At 61.1% G+C, this 19,033-nt stretch carries 17 protein-coding genes and 1 pseudogene; 7 read left to right on the forward strand and 11 right to left on the reverse strand.

From position 1 onward, the window contains the following. Positions 1-147 precede the first annotated feature (147 nt). The 6 genes and pseudogenes from BT204_RS04665 to BT204_RS04690 all read left to right on the forward strand — a co-directional run bounded on the left by BT204_RS04665 (position 148) and on the right by BT204_RS04690 (position 8,268). On the forward strand, positions 148-1,884 hold the full coding sequence (locus tag BT204_RS04665; RefSeq protein WP_034125862.1) for a glucan biosynthesis protein G: 1,737 nt from the start codon (positions 148-150) through the stop codon (positions 1,882-1,884). Next, a pseudogene (gene mdoH, locus BT204_RS04670) lies at positions 1,877-4,455 on the forward strand (glucans biosynthesis glucosyltransferase MdoH); the annotation flags it as partial. The gene BT204_RS04665 and the pseudogene mdoH, both read left to right, overlap by 8 nt. Positions 4,456-4,633: 178 nt before the next feature. Then, positions 4,634-5,434, forward strand: a complete 801-nt coding sequence (locus tag BT204_RS04675) for a transporter substrate-binding domain-containing protein (protein ID WP_072445802.1) — start codon at positions 4,634-4,636, stop codon at positions 5,432-5,434. A gap of 219 nt (positions 5,435-5,653) precedes the next feature. Beyond that, positions 5,654-6,451 carry a transporter substrate-binding domain-containing protein gene (locus tag BT204_RS04680; protein WP_032901820.1) on the forward strand — a complete coding sequence of 266 codons (798 nt, stop codon included), beginning with the start codon at positions 5,654-5,656 and terminating at the stop codon, positions 6,449-6,451. A gap of 130 nt (positions 6,452-6,581) precedes the next feature. Then, positions 6,582-7,541, forward strand: a complete 960-nt coding sequence (locus BT204_RS04685) for an amino acid ABC transporter permease (RefSeq protein WP_054897532.1) — start codon at positions 6,582-6,584, stop codon at positions 7,539-7,541. Continuing rightward, positions 7,534-8,268, forward strand: a complete 735-nt coding sequence (locus BT204_RS04690; protein ID WP_034125863.1) for an amino acid ABC transporter ATP-binding protein — start codon at positions 7,534-7,536, stop codon at positions 8,266-8,268. Before BT204_RS04685 ends, BT204_RS04690 begins: the two co-directional genes overlap by 8 nt. Before the next feature lie 109 nt (positions 8,269-8,377). Here BT204_RS04690 and BT204_RS04695 read toward each other — a convergent pair whose 3' ends face one another. The 11 genes from BT204_RS04695 to ubiE all read right to left on the reverse strand — a co-directional run bounded on the left by BT204_RS04695 (position 8,378) and on the right by ubiE (position 18,560). After that, complete coding sequence (locus tag BT204_RS04695) at positions 8,378-10,285, reverse strand: methyl-accepting chemotaxis protein (protein ID WP_054897531.1); 1,908 nt, start codon at positions 10,283-10,285, stop codon at positions 8,378-8,380. A gap of 135 nt (positions 10,286-10,420) precedes the next feature. Beyond that, complete coding sequence (locus tag BT204_RS04700; protein ID WP_034125557.1) at positions 10,421-12,337, reverse strand: methyl-accepting chemotaxis protein; 1,917 nt, start codon at positions 12,335-12,337, stop codon at positions 10,421-10,423. Positions 12,338-12,580: 243 nt separating this feature from the next. Next, positions 12,581-13,288: a 16S rRNA (uracil(1498)-N(3))-methyltransferase gene (locus BT204_RS04705; RefSeq protein ID WP_054897530.1), complete on the reverse strand. Its 708-nt coding sequence runs from the start codon at positions 13,286-13,288 to the stop codon at positions 12,581-12,583. Next, positions 13,285-14,076 carry a twin-arginine translocase subunit TatC gene (tatC, locus tag BT204_RS04710; RefSeq protein ID WP_034125559.1) on the reverse strand — a complete coding sequence of 264 codons (792 nt, stop codon included), beginning with the start codon at positions 14,074-14,076 and terminating at the stop codon, positions 13,285-13,287. Before tatC ends, BT204_RS04705 begins: the two co-directional genes overlap by 4 nt. Further along, on the reverse strand, positions 14,073-14,480 hold the full coding sequence (gene tatB / locus BT204_RS04715; RefSeq protein ID WP_054897529.1) for a Sec-independent protein translocase protein TatB: 408 nt from the start codon (positions 14,478-14,480) through the stop codon (positions 14,073-14,075). Before tatB ends, tatC begins: the two co-directional genes overlap by 4 nt. A gap of 10 nt (positions 14,481-14,490) precedes the next feature. After that, positions 14,491-14,769: a twin-arginine translocase TatA/TatE family subunit gene (locus BT204_RS04720; protein WP_003187877.1), complete on the reverse strand. Its 279-nt coding sequence runs from the start codon at positions 14,767-14,769 to the stop codon at positions 14,491-14,493. Positions 14,770-14,796: 27 nt separating this feature from the next. Beyond that, positions 14,797-15,129: a phosphoribosyl-ATP diphosphatase gene (locus BT204_RS04725; protein WP_003187881.1), complete on the reverse strand. Its 333-nt coding sequence runs from the start codon at positions 15,127-15,129 to the stop codon at positions 14,797-14,799. A 2-nt stretch (positions 15,130-15,131) separates the two neighbouring features. Beyond that, the gene (hisI, locus tag BT204_RS04730; protein WP_003187884.1) at positions 15,132-15,524 is read right to left on the reverse strand and encodes a phosphoribosyl-AMP cyclohydrolase; all 393 of its coding nucleotides are present in this window, start codon (positions 15,522-15,524) and stop codon (positions 15,132-15,134) included. Positions 15,525-15,565: 41 nt separating this feature from the next. Next, positions 15,566-17,170 carry a ubiquinone biosynthesis regulatory protein kinase UbiB gene (ubiB, locus tag BT204_RS04735; protein WP_072445803.1) on the reverse strand — a complete coding sequence of 535 codons (1,605 nt, stop codon included), beginning with the start codon at positions 17,168-17,170 and terminating at the stop codon, positions 15,566-15,568. Further along, complete coding sequence (locus BT204_RS04740; protein ID WP_034125561.1) at positions 17,167-17,790, reverse strand: ubiquinone biosynthesis accessory factor UbiJ; 624 nt, start codon at positions 17,788-17,790, stop codon at positions 17,167-17,169. Before BT204_RS04740 ends, ubiB begins: the two co-directional genes overlap by 4 nt. Continuing rightward, positions 17,790-18,560 (reverse strand): bifunctional demethylmenaquinone methyltransferase/2-methoxy-6-polyprenyl-1,4-benzoquinol methylase UbiE, encoded by a 771-nt coding sequence (gene ubiE / locus BT204_RS04745; RefSeq protein WP_003171186.1) that lies wholly within the window; start codon positions 18,558-18,560, stop codon positions 17,790-17,792. Before ubiE ends, BT204_RS04740 begins: the two co-directional genes overlap by 1 nt. 145 nt (positions 18,561-18,705) lie before the next feature. Between ubiE and BT204_RS04750 the strand changes: the two genes are divergently transcribed. Then, positions 18,706-18,981 carry a polyhydroxyalkanoic acid system family protein gene (locus BT204_RS04750; RefSeq protein WP_034125562.1) on the forward strand — a complete coding sequence of 92 codons (276 nt, stop codon included), beginning with the start codon at positions 18,706-18,708 and terminating at the stop codon, positions 18,979-18,981. The last annotated feature ends 52 nt before the right edge of the window (positions 18,982-19,033 follow it).

Below are 19,033 nucleotides of genomic sequence, written 5' to 3' on the forward strand. Positions count from 1 at the left end.
TTGGTCCATTTTTGACTTAGGTAGAGCCTTGTCCGACAACCGCATGGGGAATCATTTCGCCCCAGAGGAGTCGGAACATTGCTCGCCAACCTGGCATATAGATAGCTGGCCGTTGGTTTTTTGATCTGTTTTCGGCGAGGGTTGCTCGTGATTGTTAGTCCCTGTAATGCACCAAAATTGTCTGCCAAACGGTTACGAAACGCACTGGTGACGGGCTCTGCCCTGTTTTGCCTGTTCGGCGCGGGTCAACTGTGGGCGTTCAGTCTGGATGATGTGTCGGCCAAGGCAAAAGAGCTGGCTGGGCAGAAATACGAAGCTCCGCGCAGCAATTTGCCGAACGAATTCCGCGAAATGAAATTCGCTGACTACCAGAAGATTCGTTTCCGCAATGAAAAAGCCGAGTGGGCCGATCAGAACACCCCGTTCAAGCTGTCCTTCTATCACCAGGGGATGCATTTCGACACCCCGGTGAAAATCAACGAAGTCACCGCCGACAGCGTGCATGAAATCAAGTACGACCCGACGCGTTTCGATTTCGGCGACGTGAAATTTGATCCTAAAGCCACCGAACAGCTGGGTTACGCCGGTTTCCGTGTGCTTTTCCCGATCAACAAGGCCGACAAGCAAGACGAAATCATGACCATGCTCGGCGCCAGCTATTTCCGCGTCGTGGGCAAGGATCAGGTGTACGGCTTGTCTGCCCGTGGCATGGCGATCGACACCGCGTTGCCGTCTGGCGAAGAATTCCCGCGTTTCACCGAGTTCTGGATCGAGCGTCCAAAGCCGGGTGACAAGCACCTGGTGATTTTCGCGCTGCTGGATTCGCCACGCGCCACTGGCGCTTATCGCCTGATCCTGCGTCCTGGCACCGACACCGTAGTGGACGTCAAATCCCAGATGTTCCTGCGTGACAAGGTCAGCAAGCTGGGCGTTGCGCCGTTGACCTCGATGTTCCTGTTCGGCGCCAACCAGCCGTCCAAGGTCCTCAACTACCGCCGCGAGCTCCACGATTCCAGCGGCCTGTCGATTCACGCCGGCAATGGCGAGTGGATCTGGCGTCCGCTGAACAACCCTAAACACCTGTCGGTCAGCAACTTCAGCGTCGAGAACCCGCGTGGGTTCGGCCTGCTGCAACGTGGCCGCAACTTCAGCCACTACGAAGACCTGGACGACAACTACGACAAGCGCCCAAGCGCCTGGATCGAGCCTGAAGGTGACTGGGGCAAAGGCTCTGTCGACCTGGTCGAAATCCCGACCGCCGATGAAACCAACGACAACATCGTGGCGTTCTGGAGCCCGGCCGAACTGCCAGAAGTCGGCAAGCCGCTGGACGTGGCCTACCGCCTGCACTGGACACTGGACGACGCGGCCTTCCATTCGCCGGACAGTGCCTGGGTCAAGCAGACCCTGCGCTCAACGGGTGATGTGAAGCAATCGAACCTGATCCGTCAGCCGGATGGCAGCGTGGCCTACCTGGTGGACTTCGAGGGCCCGTCCCTGAAGAAACTGCTGCCGGACGCCCCGGTGCGTAGCCAGGTGAGTGTGGGGGATAACGCTGAACTGGTTGAAAACAGCGTGCGCTACAACGAACACACCAAAGGCTGGCGCCTGACCCTGCGTATGAAGATCAAGGACGCAAGCAAGCCGACCGAAATGCGTGCGGCACTGGTGCAGGATATCGTGCAGCCTGAGGCTGAGTCGGTTTCCAACCATGTGCTCAAGGCCGATAAAGTCTTGGCCAAGCAGCATGAGAAACAGGCCAAGAAAGACGCCAAGGACAAGGAAGCCAAACAGCCTGAGGCTGCCCCAGCCACGCCGGAGCCGATCAAGACCGAGCAAGTCCTGACCGAAACCTGGAGCTATCAGTTGCCTGCCGATGAGTAATTCTCAAGTCAAGCCAGAGACTCTGTCCGAGTACCTGGCGCATCTACCCATGACGGCTGAGCAGCGCGCCGAGCTGGCGGGCTGCAAGTCCTTCAGCGAGCTGCACGAACGTCTGTCGTCCAAGACCTTCGACGCACCGACCGACGCTGCCCAAGCGTCGGTTGGCCGCCGCTTGACCCTCAACAGCGCCGAAGAGCTGCAAGACGCCGAGATGCTGGCGCTCGATGCCAGCGGTCGTGTGTGCCTCAAGGCCACGCCGCCGATCCGTCGGACCAAAGTGGTGCCCGAGCCTTGGCGCACCAATATCCTGGTGCGCGGTTGGCGCCGGATGACCGGGCGCACCAACCCGCCCAAGCCACCGAAAGACGAGCGGGTGCTGCCGGCTGCGCGCTGGCGTACCGTGGGCTCGATCCGTCGTTACATCCTGTTGGTGCTGATGCTGGGCCAGACCATCGTGGCCGGCTGGTACATGAAAGGCATCATGCCGTACCAGGGCTGGTCGCTGGTCGACTTCGACGAAATTCGCAACCAGACCCTGCTGCAAACCGCTACCCAGGTACTGCCTTACGCGCTGCAAACCAGCATCCTGATCATGTTCGGGATTCTGTTCTGCTGGGTGTCGGCCGGTTTCTGGACTGCGCTCATGGGCTTCCTGGAGCTGCTGACCGGTCACGATAAATACCGCATTTCCGGTAAAAGTGCCGGTGACGAGCCGATTCCGAAAGATGCGCGCACCGCCCTGGTGATGCCGATCTGTAACGAAGACGTGCCGCGTGTATTCGCCGGCTTGCGTGCAACGTTCGAATCGGTGGCCGCGACCGGTGACCTGGATCGCTTCGATTTCTTCGTGCTCAGCGACAGTAACGACGCCGACATCTGCATCGCCGAACAGCAAGCCTGGCTCGACGTATGCCGCGAAGCCGGTGGTTTCGGCAAGATCTTCTATCGCCGTCGTCGCCGTCGCGTAAAGCGCAAGAGCGGCAACCTCGACGACTTTTGCCGTCGTTGGGGCGGTGACTACAAGTACATGGTCGTTCTTGACGCTGACTCTGTGATGAGCGGCGAGTGCCTGACCAGCCTGGTGCGCCTGATGGAAGCCACGCCGGATGCCGGGATTATCCAGACCGCGCCGCGTGCGTCGGGCATGGACACCCTGTATGCGCGCATGCAGCAGTTCGCCACTCGCGTGTACGGCCCGCTGTTTACCGCCGGCCTGCACTTCTGGCAGTTGGGTGAATCCCACTACTGGGGCCACAACGCCATTATCCGTATGAAGCCGTTTATCGAGCACTGCGCCCTGGCGCCGCTGCCCGGTAAAGGCGCGTTTGCCGGTGCGATCCTCTCCCACGACTTCGTTGAAGCCGCGCTGATGCGCCGTGCCGGCTGGGGCGTGTGGATTGCCTACGACCTGCCGGGCAGCTACGAAGAACTGCCGCCGAACCTGCTGGACGAACTCAAGCGTGACCGTCGCTGGTGCCACGGTAACCTGATGAACTTCCGCCTGTTCCTGGTCAAAGGCATGCACCCGGTGCACCGTGCGGTGTTCCTGACCGGCGTGATGTCTTATCTGTCGGCGCCGTTGTGGTTCTTCTTCCTGGTGCTGTCCACGGCCTTGCTGGCGGTGAACACGCTGATGGAGCCGCAGTACTTCATGGCCCCGCGCCAGTTGTACCCGCTATGGCCACAATGGCACCCGGACAAGGCGGTGGCGCTGTTCTCCACCACCATCGTGCTGCTGTTCCTGCCTAAACTGCTCAGCATCATCTTGATCTGGGCCAAGGGCGCCAAAGAGTTCGGTGGCAAGTTCAAGGTAACCCTGTCGATGCTGCTGGAGATGTTGTTCTCCATGCTGCTGGCGCCGGTGCGGATGATTTTCCACACCCGTTTCGTCCTCGCCGCGTTCCTCGGTTGGGCCGCTACCTGGAACTCGCCGCAACGTGACGACGACTCCACGCCCTGGAGCGAAGCGGTCAAGCGCCACGGTCCGCAAACCGTGCTGGGCTTCCTGTGGGCGCTGCTGGTGGTGTGGCTGAACCCGAGCTTCCTGTGGTGGCTGGTGCCGATTGTCGGCTCGCTGATGCTGTCGATCCCGGTGTCGGTGATTTCCAGCCGGGTCAAGTTGGGCCTCAAGTCCCGCGACGAGAGCCTGTTCCTGATCCCTGAGGAATACAACCCGCCGCAGGCCCTGCTGTCGACCGAGAAGTACACCCACGAAAACCGTTGGCACGCCCTCAACGACGGCTTTGTGCGTTCGGTGGTAGACCCGCAGCAGAACGCTCTGGCCTGCGCCTTGGCGACCTCGCGGCACCGTGAGGCCGAGCCCATCGAGTACCTGCGCATGGAGCGTGTTCGCCACGCGTTGAAAGTCGGCCCGGCTGGCCTCAACAACAGCGAACGCCTGGCCCTGCTCAGTGACCCGGTGGCCCTGGCTCGCCTGCATGAGCAGGTGTGGAGCGAAGGTCATGCCGAGTGGCTCGGTGCCTGGCGTGCTTCGATCAAGGCTGATCCGCACGCGCCGTTGCTGCCTCTGCAACCACAGTCGCCCCAGGCCCAACCGGCCTGATTCAGGCACCCCCGAAGGCTCACTTCGGGGGTGTTTCAAACGTTGGTCCTACAGCGTTTTTCGCTTCTTCCTTTTTATCGCTAACTCCTTGTTATTTCGAAACAAAAGACCTTTGTTCGAAGCGTATTGCCGTGCCCGCGGCTGGGTTAGGATCGCCCCCCAAATTGGACTCGCCACGGGGCATTCATGATCAAAAGGTATTGTTTGGCATTGCTGATGGGCTTTTTCCTGGGGGGGCACGCAGGTTTGCTTTACGCGGGCGCGCTGGACAACGCTGTGCGCCGTGGCGTGCTTAAGGTCGGCACAACCCCCAATAACGTCCCTTTCGAAATGCTCGATAAGCAGGGGCGCATCGTCGGCTTTGAAATTGACTTGCTCCACACCATGAGCCGCGCACTTGGCGTAGAGCTTGAATTGGTGGCAGTGCCTTACACGGATCTGCTGCCGGGGCTGATGACGAACAAGTTTGATCTGATTGGCAGCGGCATGACGGTCACTCAAGAGCGCAACCTCAAACTCAACTTCAGTGACTCGTTTGTCGTGGTGGGCCAGACGGTGCTGCTGCACCCACGCATGGCCGGGAAGGTCTCCAGTATTGAAGAACTGGACGACGCCAGTTACCGCGTGGTTACCACCCAAGGCACCACCGGTGAAGCCGCAGCACAGCGCTTTCTTGTATCTGCGCGGCTCAGCAGTGTGCCCAACCCGGAAGAAGGCGTACGGCAGGTCGTTGAAGGCAAGGCCGATGCTTTTATCCATGATGCGCCCTACAACCTGATCGCGATGAGTCGGCCACAGAACAGTACATTGTTGGCACTTGAGCAACCCTTCACCTTTGAGCCCTTGGCGTTCGGCCTGAAAAAAGGCGATTACGACAGCCTCAATTGGATCAACCATTTTCTCAACCAGATCGCCCAGGACGGCACCTACGATCGCCTGCATGACAAGTGGTTCAGGGATACGGCCTGGATAGCCGAGATCGACTGATCGTCATAACTGCTTACACATCAATCCCTGATCGAGAGGCCGCGCTGAAGCGTCTGCGCCTGTGTTTGGCCGGGTCGCTGTCAGGGTTTTCCGACACACGCCGATAACATTTACCGGTGAAACCTTTGTGGCGGACAACGAGTGGGTTAGGATCGCACCCCGAAATGGCGCAGCCCTCTTGTGCGCCAACCTTATAAGAATCGTTCAGGGGTCTTGATGATGAAAAAGTATCTTTCGATGCTGATGCTCGGCGTCACCGCGCTGGTCGCTGCCACTGCGGCCCAGGCCGGCGCCATTGATGAGGCGGTCAAGCGCGGCACGTTGAAAGTTGGCATGGACCCCACCTACATGCCGTTCGAAATGACCGACAAGCGCGGTGAAATCATCGGTTTCGAAGTCGACATCCTCAAGGCTATGGCCAAGTCCATGGGCGTCAAGCTGGAGCTGGTGTCCACCGGTTACGACGGCATCATCCCGGCCTTCCTGACCGGCAAGTTCGATATGATCGGCAGCGGCATGACCCTGACCCAGGAACGCAACCTGCGCCTGAATTTCAGCGAACCCTTCATCGTGGTCGGCCAGACGTTGCTGATCCGCAAGGAATTGGAAGGCACCATCAAGTCCTACAAAGACCTGAACGACGAGAAATACCGCCTGACCTCCAAGCTCGGCACCACCGGTGAGATGGTTGCCAAGAAGCTGATCTCCAAGGCCAAGTACCACGGCTACGACAACGAGCAGGAAGGCGTGCTCGACGTGGTCAACGGCAAGGCTGATGCGTTCGTCTACGACGCACCGTACAACGTGGTGGCCGAAAAGAAGGTCGGTAACGGCAAGCTGGTGTTCCTGGAAGAACCCTTCACCTTTGAACCCCTGGCGTTCGGTTTGAAGAAAGGCGATTACGACAGCATCAACTTCATCAACAACTTCCTGCACCAGATCCGTAACGACGGCACCTACGATCGCATCCATGACAAGTGGTTCAAGAGCTCCGAGTGGCTCAAGGACATGGAATAAGGCCTGACACCGAGTTGCCTGCATCGCAGGCAAGCCAGCTCCCACATTTGACTGTATTCACACATCAATCTGTGGGAGCGGGCTTGCCCGCGATGGCGGCCTATCAGGCGACACCTATGCGGAAAGTGAAATGAAACATAAAAAAGCCCAATGGCCCTGGCACCTGCTGACGGTGGTGGTGCTGGTCGGCCTGGCGGGTGCCTTGTACTACGCCACGTCGTTGATGTCCTACGAATGGCGCTGGAACCGCGTCCCCCAATACTTCGCCTATCAAGCCGAGACCTCCCAGCGCGCCGCGGATATTTCCACCGTGGTCGAGTTGGTGCGCAAAGGCGATACGGCCGAAGTCACCCTGCGCAACGACGCCGGAGTGGAGCAAAAGCTCACAGTCGCCGATAACAGCCTGCAAGTGGCGCGCGGTGACGATGTAGCTGAAGGCGACGTGGTCGGCGTGACTCGGCAATGGGCACTGGGGCCGTTGATGTGGGGCTTGTGGACCACACTGTGGCTGTCGGTGGTGTCCGGCATCCTGGGTTTGGCGATTGGCTTGGCGACCGGGCTGTGCCGGCTGTCGAAAAATCCCACCTTGCGCGATCTGTCGACAATCTATGTCGAGCTGGTGCGGGGCACGCCGCTGCTGGTGCAGATCTTCATTTTCTATTTCTTTATCGGCACGGTGCTCAACCTGTCCCGGGAGTTTGCCGGGATTGCCGCGCTGTCGTTGTTCACGGGTGCCTACGTGGCAGAAATCGTGCGCGCCGGCGTGCAGTCCATCACCCGTGGCCAGGATGAAGCGGCGCGCTCACTGGGCTTGAGTGCCAGCCAGTCGATGCGCCACGTGGTACTGCCGCAGGCCTTCAAGCGTGTGCTGCCGCCCCTGGCCGGGCAATTTATCAGCCTGGTCAAGGACACGTCCCTGGTGTCGGTGATCGCGATTACCGAGTTGCTCAAGAGCGGCCGCGAAGTGATCACCACCTCGTTCTCGCCGTTTGAAATCCTGTTTTGTGTGGCGGGCTTGTACCTGCTGATCAACCTGCCGCTGTCGAAGATGGCCAGCCGGCTTGAGCGGAGGCTTGCCCAAAGTGATTGAAGTACGCGATCTGGTAAAAGTCTTCGATACCCGTGGGCAGCTGGTGCGCGCGGTGGATCACGTCACCACCCAAGTGGCCAAGGGCGAGGTGCTGGTGGTGATCGGTCCTTCGGGGTCCGGCAAGTCCACCTTCTTGCGCTGCCTGAATGGGTTGGAGGCGTTCGATTCGGGTTCGGTGAGCATCGACGGCCTGCAACTGGCCGACCCTAAGACCGACGTGAATGCCTACCGCCGTGAAGTCGGCATGGTGTTCCAGCACTTCAACCTGTTCCCCCACATGACCGTGCTGGAAAACCTGTGCCTGGCGCAAAAGGTCGTGCGCAAGCGCGGCAAGCAAGAGCGCGAGGCCAAGGCCCTGGCGCTGTTGGAAAAGGTCGGTATTGCGCAGAAGGCCCACGAGTTTCCATCGCGCCTGTCTGGCGGCCAGCAGCAGCGAGTCGCCATTGCCCGAGCCCTGGCCATGGAGCCCAAGGTGATGCTGTTTGACGAGCCCACCTCGGCCCTCGACCCGGAAATGGTCGGTGAAGTGCTCGACGTGATGAAGACCCTGGCCCTGGAAGGCATGACCATGGTGTGCGTCACCCACGAGATGGGCTTTGCCCGGGAAGTGGCAGACCGGGTGTTGTTTTTCGATCACGGAAAACTGCTGGAAGACGCCGCCCCGGCCGAGTTCTTCAATGCGCCAAAAGACCCGCGTGCCCAGGCCTTCCTGCGCCAAGTCCTGTAGAAATATTTGCCTCTGTGGCGAGCGAGCTTGCTCGCGCTGGAGTGCGAAGCGCTCCCAAGATTTTGGGGCCGCTGTGCAGCCCAGCGGGAGCAAGCTCCCTCGCCACAGGTCAAAGCTTGAATTTGTCGACCAGCGTCTGCAAGTCCAGGCTCAACCTTGTCAACTGAACACTCGCGGCCGCCGTTTCCTCGCTGGCGGCGGCGGTTTGTTCCGACACGTCCCGCACCTTCAACACACTGCGGTTGATCTCCTCGGCCACAGCGCTTTGCTGTTCCGCTGCGGCGGCGATCTGCGGGTTCATTTCCTGGATGATCGACACCGTGCGGGCAATGGCGCTCAGGGCGTCGCCGGCGTCGCGGGTCAGGGCGACGCTGTTGTCGGTCAGGTTGCGGCTGCTGTCCATGATGTCTGCCACCTGCTGAGTGCCATTGTGCAGGCCGAGGATCAGCCCTTCGATCTCCTCGGCCGATTCCTGAGTGCGTTGGGCCAGGCTGCGCACTTCGTCGGCGACCACCGCAAAGCCTTGGCCGGCAGTGCCCGCACGTGCCGCTTCAATGGCGGCGTTCAGGGCCAGCAGGTTGGTCTGCTGAGAAACAGACTTGATCACGTCCAGCACACTGGCGATCTTCTGGCTCTCCTGTTGCAGCGCGAGCATCGCACGGCCTGACAGCGCCATTTCACTGGCCAGGTTGCCAATCTGCTCCACGGCCTGGGTGACCACCTGCTCACCGGCGCCGGCCTGATGGTCGGCTTCTTGGGCCGCCACCGAGGCGCGTTCGGCGTGGCGCGCCACTTCCTGGGCAGTGGCGAGCATTTCATTCATTGCCGTCGCCACCTGGTCGGTTTCATCTTTCTGCTCGTTGAGCCCGCTGCGGGTCTGCTCGGTGACGGTGGATAACTGCGTGGCCGCTCCGGCGATCTGCCGGGCGCTGTCACCGATACTGCTGATCAGGCTACGCAGGCTGCGGGTCATTTGCCCGATGCTTTGCTGCAACTGGCCGAGTTCGTCGCGACGGTCGACCGCCATGTCATGGCTGAGGTCGCCCTCGGCAACACGGTGGGCGGCGCCGAGAATTTCTCGCAGTGGCGCCGCAATCTGCCGGGCGATCCACCAGGCGGCCAGCGTGCCCAGTGCCAGGGCGGCCACTGTCACGCTGATCAGCAACGCACGGGTTTGGTCCGCCTCGTTGTTGCGCCTGGCATTCTGGCTCTGGCTCAGCAGATTGCTCTTGTCCCGCAGCTCGTTGAGTTGCTGTTCGAGGCTGTTTTGCACGGTTTCGGTATCGAGTTGGGCTTGCTCGAGCTTTAGCAGTTGTTCACGGTAGTTGGCCAAATCGGTCTTGAGCAGCGTCGAGTCCACCGGGAGCGCGGTGACGGAAGCCAGCGCGGCCTGCAGTTCATCAAGCGACTGGTCGAACGCATTGGCGTAGGCCTTTAAGGTAACGGCCGCCCAGGCGGGGCTCTGCGCCCGATCTTCGGCTTGCTCCATGGCCTGGCGCAGGTTCTCGATGGCGTCGAGGGCCTTCTCGTCATTTTGATCGGGCAAGTCACTGGCCAGTTGAGCGAGGGTGTCACTGGCCTGCAGGGCGGACTTCTTGAGCGCCGGACGGATCTGCTCGCGCGCGGCCAGCAACGGTGGCAACTGTACGAGCGCGGCTTTCGAGCCCGACACCAACAGAGCCGCTTCTTCCAGCCATTGTCGGTCGGTGGCGGCTCGCAAGCGGCTCGAAAGGCCGGTCAGATACTGGTCGATCTGTTCAATCCTTTGGTTCATCTTGTCCAGGCTGTTGCTGTCCATCAGCGTGCGGTACACGATGCGGTCGGCGCGCATGGCCTCGGCTTCGACAGCCAGATGGCCCAGGACCGTCAGGCTGTCGGATCGGTAAAGCACGGCGCTCAAGGCTTGCCAGCCCGTGGCTGCGATCAGGAAACTGAGGATCAGCACTTGGCCAAAACCCAGGGCTAGCTTGAGGCGGACGCTGGCATTGACCAGCACGCGGGTCAGCCGAAGAAACATGGTGAACCTCCGAATCAGAGAAAGCGTTTCGCGACACATGAAACGCTAATTCGATTCGGGACCGTGGAGGGCTGATAACTGTGTAGGAGATTTCACAAGTTGCGGCGGCTTTGGTAAGCCGCCGTGTAGGGTAATTCAGACTCGGAAGCGCCCGACGAGGGTCTGCAGGTAGATCCCCAGGCGCGCCAGTTCGGCACTGGAGGACGCAGTTTCTTCGCTGGCCGACGAGGTTTGCTCGGAGATGTCGCGCACATTCAGCACGCTGCGGTTGATCTCTTCAGCCACGGCGCTTTGCTGCTCGGCGGCGGTGGCGATCTGTGAGTTCATGGCCTGGATGGTCGAGACGGTACGGGTGATATTGCCCAGCGCGTGGCCGGCCCGGCGCGTCAGCTCAACACTGCTCTCGGTCAGCCCGCGGCTGTTGTCCATGATGGTTGCCACCTGCTGGGTACCACTTTGCAGGCCGACGATCAGCTCTTCGATCTCTTCAGTGGACTTCTGCGTGCGCTGGGCCAGGCTGCGCACCTCGTCGGCCACCACGGCAAAGCCGCGCCCGGCCTCACCGGCACGCGCCGCCTCAATGGCGGCGTTAAGGGCCAGCAGGTTGGTTTGCTGGGCCACGGATTTGATCACGTCGAGCACACTGCCGATCTTGTCGCTTTCGCGCTTGAGTTCACCCATGGCCACCGTGGAATTACCCACTTCGGTGGCCAAGCGCTCGATCTGGGCGATGGCTTCACCCACCACCTGGTCGCCTTCACGGGCTTGCTGGTCGGCAGCCACGGCGGCTTCCGAGGCCTCTTCGGCGTTGCGCGCCACTTCCTGCACGGTGGCCGCCATCTCGTTCATGGCGGTGGCCACCTGGTCGGTCTCGACCTTCTGGCTGTTGACCCCGGCGCTGGTTTGTTCGGTCACGGCTGACAACTGCTCAGCGGCGCTGGCGATCTGGGTGACCCCGTCGCTGATCCCGCCGATCAACTCGCGCAGGCCCACGGTCATGCTTTGCATGGCACGCTGCAATTGGCCCAGTTCGTCCTGGCGGCCCGATTCCAGGTTGTGGCTCAGATCGCCGGAGGCCACACGCTCGGCGACTTCGAGGGTCTGGTTCAGGGGGATGACGATCTGGCGGGTGATGGCCCAGGCCGCGAAGACGCCGACGATCAGCGCCAGTACGGTGGCAAGCAGCAACAGGTATTTGGCCTGCGCGGCATCTGCGTCACGCACGGCGGTCTGGGAGACGGTGAGTTTTTCACTGTGGCCCAGCAGGATGTCGCCCTGGGCGATCATGGTTTTCAGCGCTGCTGCGCTGGCGACCTGGGAATCGCGATACTGGCTGACGGCGGCGCGGTAGGCTTGCAGTGAAGCCCCGGCTTCTTGCAGGTTGGCCTGGTATTGCGCAGGCAACTGGCCTTGCAGTTCGGTGATTTTTTTCAGGGCGTTGTCGATGGCATCCAGGGCCGGTTGCTCGGCTTCGACCTTGCCGCTGTAGGTGTAGCCGCGTACCTGGAAGCGCGATTGCTGGATCAGCTTGCTCTGCTCGACCACGCTGTTGAACTGGGCGACGCTGTCACCTTGCAGCAGGGCTTTTTCGATTTCGTTGATCTTGGCGACGGCATTGTCGGCGGTGTCTCCGAGCTTGCTGCGGGCGCCCTCACGTTTGAGGCCCGCCTGGACCATGGCGGCGAAGGCCTTTTTGTATTGGTTCAAGGCTTCCTGCTGTTGCTCGACCAGGGCTTTGTCGTCAGGTTGCTCGATCAGCTCGGCGGCGGTCTTCAGGCCGCTGTCGAGGTGGGCGAGCAGGCCGTCGACCTTGTCCGTGCCTTGCTCGCCACGGCGCATATCGAAGTCCAGGCGTGCCAGGCGCAGGTCTTTGGTCAGGCCATTGAGGCTGGAAATGAAGCCCAGCTTGTCGCCGCGACTGATCACATCCCCCAGGCCGGTCCAGCCGGTAAAGGTGATCAACAGCGTCAGGAGCAACACCAGGCCAAAGCCCACGCTCAGCTTGCGGTTGACGCTTACATTCCCCAACTTCTCGGCTAACCAACGATACATGCTGCGAACTCCCCTGGAACAAGGCTTGGACTTATTCAAAGGCTATCGGCAACGCACGGGGATACTTGATCGTTCCCACGCTCTGGCGATCATTCCCACGCTCTGGCGATCATTCCCACGCTCTGGTGATCGTTCCCACGCTCTGCGTGGGAATGAATGGCGTGACGCTCTGCGTCACAAGGGTGGACGCAGAGCGTCCTGAGCGGCATTCCCACGCAGAGCATGGGAACGATCAGTCGGGGGTTAGAACAGACGGGCGAGCAGGGCCGTTACGGCGGTTTCGACGCGTAAAATACGTGCACCCAGTTGCACCGGCTGTAAACCAGCCTTGGCCAGCAGGTCCACTTCATAGGGAATCCAGCCGCCTTCCGGGCCGATCGCGAGGGTCACCGGTTCCTCGAGGGCTCGGGGGCAGGCCGGGTAATCGCCCGGATGGCCGATCAGGCCCAAGGTGCCAGCCGCCATGGCCGGCAGACGATCTTCCACAAACGGCTTGAAGCGTTTCTCGATAATGATCTCGGGCAGCACCGTGTCCCGCGCTTGTTCCAGGCCGAGAATCAGTTGCTCGCGCACCGCTTCCGGCTCCAGGAACGGGGTTTGCCAGAAGCTTTTTTCCACGCGGTAGCTGTTGACCAGTACCACCTTGGGCACGCCCATGGCCGCCACGGTTTGCAGCACCCGGCGCAGCATCTTCGGGCGGGGCAGGGCCAGCAGCAAGGTCAGGGGTAGTTTGCTCGGTGGCGGTTGGTCGAAGCTCACTTGCAGTTCGGCTTCAGTGGCTTCCAGGCGCAGCAGTTGGGCATTGCCCATCAGCCCGCCAATGCGGCCCACACGCAGGGTGTCACCGACGGCGGCGCGGTGAACCTCCTGCATATGCACCAGGCGACGATCACGCAGCACTACGCGGTCGGCCGCGATAAAGTCGGCCTCTTCGAGCAGCAGCAGGTTCACGGCTGGGTCGCTGGCGGTTGGTCGTCGTCGGCAGGCGCGTCATCCGGGTGTTCGCCACGCTTGCTGATCAGGCCGCTGAACAGGATGCCCACCTCGAACAGCATCCACATCGGCACGGCCAGCAAGGTCTGGGAGAAGATGTCCGGTGGCGTGAGGATCATGCCGACCACGAAGCAGCCGATGATCACGTACGGGCGGATCTTTTTCAGGTACTTGACGTCGACCACGCCGATCCACACCAGCAACACTACCGCTACCGGAATTTCGAATGCCACGCCAAAGGCGAAGAACAGCGTCATCACGAAATCGAGGTAGCTGGTGATATCGGTCATCATCTCCACGCCGGCCGGGGTGGCGGCGGCGAAGAACTTGAAGATCAGCGGGAACACCAGGAAGTAGGCGAAGGCCATGCCGGTGTAGAAGAGCAGGATGCTCGACACCAACAATGGCACAGCGATGCGCTTCTCGTGCTTGTACAGGCCCGGCGCGATAAAGCCCCAGATCTGATGCAGGATCACCGGGATCGCCAGGAACAGCGAGACCATCATGGTCAGCTTCAAGGGGGTCAGGAACGGCGACGACACATCGGTGGCGATCATCGTCGCGCCGGCCGGCAGGTACTGGCGCAGGGGCGTCGAGACGAAGGTGTAGATCTGCTGGGTAAAGGCGAACAGCCCGGCAAAGATGATGAAGATCGCCGCCACGCAACGCAGCAGGCGGGTTCGCAACTCGGTGAGGTGCGAGACCAGCGGCATGTGCTGGTCGTTTTCCGGTTTATCAGCGCTCATGGGGCTCGCGGCGGCAATGTAGGGTCATGGGGCGCGGGCGACGCGACGGGCGTCGGCGCAGGCGTCGGTGGGGCGGGCGCTGCCGGTGTGGCGTCGGCCACAGGGGCTGGCGCGATGCTGTGCTCGGCCACCGGCGTTACCGGCTTGGCCGGCTCTTGCACCGGGGAAAGAATCTTGCGGGCTTCCTGCTCCAACGAGAGGATGTGCTCGTTGTGCAATTGCCGACGGATTTCGTCGGCACCGATTTCCCGTTCAACTTCCTGTTTGATCGCGTTGAAACTGCGCTTGAGGCGCCCGATCCACAAGCCGGCGGTGCGTGCGGCACCGGGCAGGCGTTCCGGCCCCAGTACCAGCAGGGCCACCAGGCCGACGAGCAGCAGTTCAGAGAAGCTGATACCAAACATTAGTCAGTGCTCACGAGTCTTTGCGGGTCGGCTCTTGGACCTTTTCAGCCTGCACGTCGAAGGTACGGCGCTCGGTGATCGGCTGGGTGGCCTGCGGGTGAACAGGCTGGGCCGGTGGCACCGGGTTGGCGCTTGGCTCGGCCGGCTTTTCATCATCGTTCATGGCTTTGCGAAAGCCCTTGATCGACTCGCCCACATCGGTGCCCAGGTTCTTGAGCTTCTTGGTGCCGAACACCAATACCACCACCACCAGAATGACGATCCAGTGTTTCCAGTCAAAAATGCCCATGCTTCAAATCCTCAAGTCTTACGTTATTCAGGCGGACGGGCGCGAGGCCTTCTCGGCGTGCCCGGACAAGCCGAAGCGACGGTCCAGTTCATCCAGCACGGCCTGTGGGTGCTGCCCCAGTTGGGCGAGCATCACCAGGCTATGGAACCACAAGTCTGCGGTCTCATAGATTACATCGCTGTAATCACCGCTGATTTGCGCGTCCTTGGCCGCAATGATGGTCTCGACGGATTCTTCGCCGAGTTTTTCCAGAATCTTGTTCAGGCCCTTGTGGTACAGGCTGGCGACGTAGGAGCTGTCGGCATCCGCGCCTTTGCGGTCTTCCAGCACCTGGGCCACACGGTTCAGGGTATCGCTCATGTTCAGTGTCCTGCTGGGTAGATGGCGTGCGGGTCTTTGAGCACCGGCTCCACAACCTTCCATTCGCCATTCTCGAACACGCGATAGAAGCAACTGTGGCGGCCAGTGTGGCAGGCAATGCCGCCGATCTGCTCGACCTTGAGGATTACCACGTCGGCATCGCAGTCCAGGCGCAGCTCGTGCAGGGTCTGCACGTGCCCGGACTCTTCGCCCTTGCGCCACAGTTTGCCACGTGAACGTGACCAGTAGATGGCGCGCTGCTCGGCGGCTGTGAGGCTCAGGGCCTCGCGGTTCATCCAGGCCATCATCAGCACGCGCCCGGTCTTGTAGTCCTGGGCAATGGCCGGCACCAGGCCGTCACTGTCCCATTTGATCTCATCCAGCCAGTCTTTCATGTTCGGCTCCGGCAATTTGCGACAGTGTATAACCGGATGGGCTATCGACGCACGATCAGATAAACGCCCACGGCGACCATGATGCCCGCTGGCCAGTGGCCTAGTTGGTTCAATGGCCCACCAATCGCCAGCATCACGCCGCCCACCAGGTGCGCGGCGCCGAGCAGGCGCAGGAACCAGTCGTCCTTGCGCTTGCGCCACGGTGGCTCAGGGTCCTTGGCATGGGGCTGGGACATGCGCTCCAGCAGGTCGCGGGTCATGTTGGCCAGGTGCGGCAGTTGCTCGAACTGGCTGTGCAGGTTGCCCAGCATGGTTTTCGGGCTCATGCGCTCGCGCATCCAGCGTTCCAGGAAGGGTTGCGCAGTGTTCCACAGGTCGAGGTCCGGGTAGAGCTGGCGGCCCAGGCCTTCGATGTTCAGCAGGGTCTTCTGCAACAGCACCAGTTGCGGCTGCACCTCCATATTGAAGCGCCGCGCGGTCTGGAACAGGCGCATCAGCACTTGGCCGAACGAAATATCCTTTAACGGTTTTTCGAAGATCGGCTCGCACACGGTGCGGATCGCGGCTTCGAATTCGTTGAGTTTGGTTTCCGCTGGCACCCAACCCGAATCAATGTGCAACTGCGCCACACGGCGATAGTCGCGCTTGAAGAAGGCAAACAGGTTGCGCGCCAGGTAATCCTGGTCTTCCGGGGTGAGGCTGCCGACGATACCGCAGTCGATGGCGATGTACTGCGGGCTCCACGGGTTGACGGTGCTGACGAAGATGTTGCCCGGGTGCATGTCGGCGTGGAAGAAACTGTCGCGGAACACTTGGGTGAAGAAAATCTCCACACCGCGTTCTGCCAACATCTTCATGTCGGTGCGCTGGTCGGCCAGGGTCGCGAGGTCGGTGACCTGCACGCCGTAGATGCGCTCCATCACCAGCACTTTTGGCCGGCACCAGTCCCAATACACCTGCGGCACATACAGCAGTTGCGAGCCTTCGAAGTTGCGTCGCAATTGGCTGGCATTGGCCGCTTCGCGCAGCAGGTCGAGTTCGTCGTAGATGGTTTTTTCGTAGTCGGCGACCACGTCCACCGGGTGCAGCAGGCGCGCATCGGCGGAGAAGCGTTCGGCGGCGCGGGCGAGGATAAACAGCCATGCCAGGTCCTGGCCGATGATCGGCTTGAGGCCTGGGCGAATGACTTTCACCACCACTTCTTCGCCGGTCTTGAGCTGCGCGGCGTGCACTTGCGCCACTGACGCCGAGGCCAGGGGCTCGACGTCGAAGCGGCTGAACACCTCGCTGATCTTATGGCCCAGCTGTTCTTCGATCAGCGCCATCGACTGCTGCGAATCGAACGGCGGCACGCGGTCCTGCAGCAGCATCAGCTCGTCGGCGATGTCTTCGGGCAACAGGTCGCGGCGGGTGGAGAGGATCTGCCCGAACTTGATGAAGATAGGCCCCAAATCCTGCAACGCCAAGCGCAGGCTGGCGCCACGGCTCAACGGCGACGGCTTGCGGGGCAACCAGCGCCACGGCAGCACATAACGCACCGCTAGCAGGAACCACGGCAAGGGCAGGGCAAACAGCAGGTCATCGAGACGGTAGCGGATTACGACGCGCTGGATACGAAACAAACGGCGGACGGCGAGCAGCTTCATGCGTTATCGCTTGGATCAAGGGAACGGCTCAAGCGCTCGAAGCGGGCCTCGAGGCGTTCCAGGTCGATTTTGGCCTTGTCGAGCTCGCGAAAGCGCGCTTGCGCTTCCCGTTGCCCGACCAGGGTGCGCGATTCTTCGCTCAGGTATTCGGCAAGGTTCTGGTTGAGGCTGGCGAACCCTTGCTGGTACCAGCGCGAGCGGCTGCGCAGGTGCCCGCTGATCAACTGGGTGGCGACGGGGCCGATCCAGCGCGACAGTTCATATTCCCAGTCCAGCTCCAGGTCTTGCAGCACGGCGGCCAAGTCCATCAGCACCGCACTGTCGCCTTCCAGCTCCACCTCGGGGCTGTGGAGGATGGCGGTCTTGTTGCGGCTCAGCGCCAGGTGCAACAGGCTGGAGGCCGGCGCACGCAAGGTGCAGTCGGCTTCAGCGGCCCATTGGGTGGCGAGCAGCAGGCCTTCATCGCTGGGCAGGATAAACAGCTGCACGGCGGGGCTGCGGCAATCAACGGCAATGACTTTGCCGGTCAGGTGCGCGAGCCGCGCCAGGGCGGTGCTGTCCAGGCGCAGTACACGGTTGAGACCGTGCTCAACGCTGGCGAGAAGACCTTGCAGCAGCATCAGGGCTTGATGCCGCGGTGTAGGGCGACGATGCCGGACGTCATGTTGTGGTAGGTCACGCGGTCGAAACCGGCCTCCACCATCATCGACTTCAGGGTTTCCTGATCCGGGTGCATGCGGATCGACTCGGCCAGGTAGCGGTAGCTCTCGGCGTCGTTGGTGATCAGCTTGCCCATCAGTGGCATGAAGGCGAACGAATAGGTGTCGTAGACCTTGGACATCAGCGCGTTGGTCGGCTTGGAGAATTCCAGCACCAGCAGGCGGCCACCCGGCTTGAGTACGCGCAGCATCGAGCGGATCGCGTCTTCCTTGTGAGTCACGTTACGCAGGCCGAACGCGATGGTCACGCAGTCGAAATGGTTGTCGGGGAACGGCAGCTTCTCGGCATCGGCCTGGACGAACTCGATATTGCCGGCCACGCCTTTGTCGAGCAGTCGGTCGCGGCCAACCTTGAGCATCGAGCCGTTGATATCGGCCAATACCACCTGGCCGGTGGGGCCAACCAGCTTGGAGAACTTGGCCGCCAGGTCGCCTGTGCCACCGGCGATGTCCAGCACCCGGTTGCCGGTGCGTACGCCCGACAACTCGATGGTGAAGCGCTTCCACAGGCGGTGCATGCCGCCGGAGAGCACGTCGTTCATCAGGTCGTACTTGGCTGCCACGGAGTGGAACACCTCAGCGACTTTTTCCGCCTTTTGGCTTTCCGGGACGTTCTTGAAGCCGAAGTGAGTGGTGGGTTCGGCATCGCTGCCTTTGCGCTGATCAGTCATATCGCTGTCACCAAAAGAGAATGCGGGACATGATAATCCCCAAGGCCTGCTTTGTCTTGGCAAGGCTGCAGGTAAGATAGACGCTCATCGAGACCTTTTGCCGCATGGCGGGTGTTCTGAGTCGTTATAAAGAGGAGTCATTGCAATGGCCCGTATTACCGTTGAGCGTGAACATACCCTGGGAAAAGAACAGGCGCGGGCCAAGGCGGAGCAATTGGCGCGCAAACTCGAGGATAAATATGGGGTGGAGTCTTCGTGGGCTGGCGACACCCTGAAGCTCAAGCGCTCCGGGGTTAAAGGCACGGTATTGGTGGCCGATGATTCGCTGCGCATTGATGTGGAACTTGGCCTGCTGATGTCGGCCATGAGTGGCACGATCAAGTCCGAAATCGAAAAGGCCCTGGATAAGGCCCTGGCTTGATACGGCTGTGCTTAGGGTGCCGATTCTAATTTTAAACCTTACTTTGTGCCCA

It is taken from the genome of Pseudomonas sp. NFPP02, from assembly GCF_900119355.1.
In the GTDB taxonomy this organism is placed as follows: domain Bacteria; phylum Pseudomonadota; class Gammaproteobacteria; order Pseudomonadales; family Pseudomonadaceae; genus Aquipseudomonas; species Aquipseudomonas paracarnis.

What these genes read in the sequence shown, in the direction of transcription:
- ubiE (WP_003171186.1), bottom strand. Translation starts at nt 18,560, where the DNA reads ATGACTGATCAGCGCAAAGGCAGCGATGCCGAACCCACCACTCACTTC.
- tatB (WP_054897529.1), bottom strand. Translation starts at nt 14,480, where the DNA reads ATGTTTGGTATCAGCTTCTCTGAACTGCTGCTCGTCGGCCTGGTGGCC.
- hisI (WP_003187884.1), bottom strand. Translation starts at nt 15,524, where the DNA reads ATGAAAGACTGGCTGGATGAGATCAAATGGGACAGTGACGGCCTGGTG.
- BT204_RS04695 (WP_054897531.1), bottom strand. Translation starts at nt 10,285, where the DNA reads ATGTTTCTTCGGCTGACCCGCGTGCTGGTCAATGCCAGCGTCCGCCTC.
- BT204_RS04680 (WP_032901820.1), top strand. Translation starts at nt 5,654, where the DNA reads ATGAAAAAGTATCTTTCGATGCTGATGCTCGGCGTCACCGCGCTGGTC.
- BT204_RS04750 (WP_034125562.1), top strand. Translation starts at nt 18,706, where the DNA reads ATGGCCCGTATTACCGTTGAGCGTGAACATACCCTGGGAAAAGAACAG.
- BT204_RS04720 (WP_003187877.1), bottom strand. Translation starts at nt 14,769, where the DNA reads ATGGGCATTTTTGACTGGAAACACTGGATCGTCATTCTGGTGGTGGTG.
- tatC (WP_034125559.1), bottom strand. Translation starts at nt 14,076, where the DNA reads ATGAGCGCTGATAAACCGGAAAACGACCAGCACATGCCGCTGGTCTCG.
- ubiB (WP_072445803.1), bottom strand. Translation starts at nt 17,170, where the DNA reads ATGAAGCTGCTCGCCGTCCGCCGTTTGTTTCGTATCCAGCGCGTCGTA.
- BT204_RS04700 (WP_034125557.1), bottom strand. Translation starts at nt 12,337, where the DNA reads ATGTATCGTTGGTTAGCCGAGAAGTTGGGGAATGTAAGCGTCAACCGC.
- BT204_RS04685 (WP_054897532.1), top strand. Translation starts at nt 6,582, where the DNA reads ATGAAACATAAAAAAGCCCAATGGCCCTGGCACCTGCTGACGGTGGTG.
- BT204_RS04675 (WP_072445802.1), top strand. Translation starts at nt 4,634, where the DNA reads ATGATCAAAAGGTATTGTTTGGCATTGCTGATGGGCTTTTTCCTGGGG.
- BT204_RS04740 (WP_034125561.1), bottom strand. Translation starts at nt 17,790, where the DNA reads ATGCTGCTGCAAGGTCTTCTCGCCAGCGTTGAGCACGGTCTCAACCGT.
- BT204_RS04725 (WP_003187881.1), bottom strand. Translation starts at nt 15,129, where the DNA reads ATGAGCGATACCCTGAACCGTGTGGCCCAGGTGCTGGAAGACCGCAAA.